Raw genomic sequence first — 979 nt, forward strand, 5'->3', positions numbered from 1 at the left:
GCCGGCATGAACATCGCTGCGCGTAAGTAGGCGTTGCCACATTTCGACATTCGGCCAGGGCGGTTCACACTTGTTCCTGACTGGGTCAATCTCACGTCCAGCCCCGCATAACGGCTCACCTGTGCCGATTTGAGCGTTACAGGTAGCGTCGTCAACTCAGCCAGTGCAGCAATCGCTGAAGCCTCTCCCACGCCGGGTGCCGCCATCATGCAGCGAAACTGCAAGGTCAGGTTCGGGCACTTGGCGATGGCATCAAGTGCGGCTTTCTTCAAACGATCAATCCGTGTGTCCAGCGCTGCAATCGCGTCTTTCTCATCTGCGATTAGCAACTCAATACTCGTATCTGTCGCTTGTAGCGCATGCAATTCGTTCTTGGCTCTGGTCCGATGGCCAATCAGTCGATTGATATGACGGCCAATCGCACGCAGCATCATTTGATCCGCCGTAGGCGGGACCCAAAGCCTGGGTGCCATGCGCTCGCCATATTCAGCCAGCAACTGCGCATCGATCTGGTCAGTCTTGCTGTTTTGCAACATCAACTTGGCAAAGTTGTGGAAGCTTTTTGGGTTGATCACCGAGACCGGTAAGCCCGCGGCATGCAACTCCAACGCAAGATCCAGGTAGTAAATACCGGTGGCCTCCATGACCACGCTCAGCGGTTTGAGGCCCATCATCTTATTCACCGCGGCCTTACGACCCTTGGGCGTGTGCTGAATGTCCCACTGGCCGACTGTTTTGCCGTTCTGCCGCCATCCCATGGCAGACGTTTTGGCACCAATGTCTATGCCGACATGAGTATTCATGCTTTTCACTTCCCTGACTTTAGGTAAGATTGCTTCCGGTTCCCCCGACCTCGAACTTCATGCCACTGCAACCTTGTAATGCGAAGTCCGACTTGTCGGCTTCTCGATACTCTTCGTGGTGGGCAATGAGGCGGGGGGGCCTCTCTACAGACAAGGTCAGGAGCAAATCCTGCCTT

The 979-nt window shown here is 55.2% G+C and carries 1 protein-coding gene; it reads right to left on the minus strand.

Features of this window, described 5'->3' with window-relative positions; genetic code table 11:
• Window positions 1–803 (minus strand): IS110 family transposase (locus QK293_RS27465; RefSeq protein ID WP_282383510.1); only part of this gene is annotated, 803 nt, incomplete at its 3' end.
• Window positions 804–979: the final 176 nt, after the last annotated feature.

The organism is Pseudomonas sp. AL03, assembly GCF_029960815.1.
Classification (GTDB): domain Bacteria; phylum Pseudomonadota; class Gammaproteobacteria; order Pseudomonadales; family Pseudomonadaceae; genus Aquipseudomonas.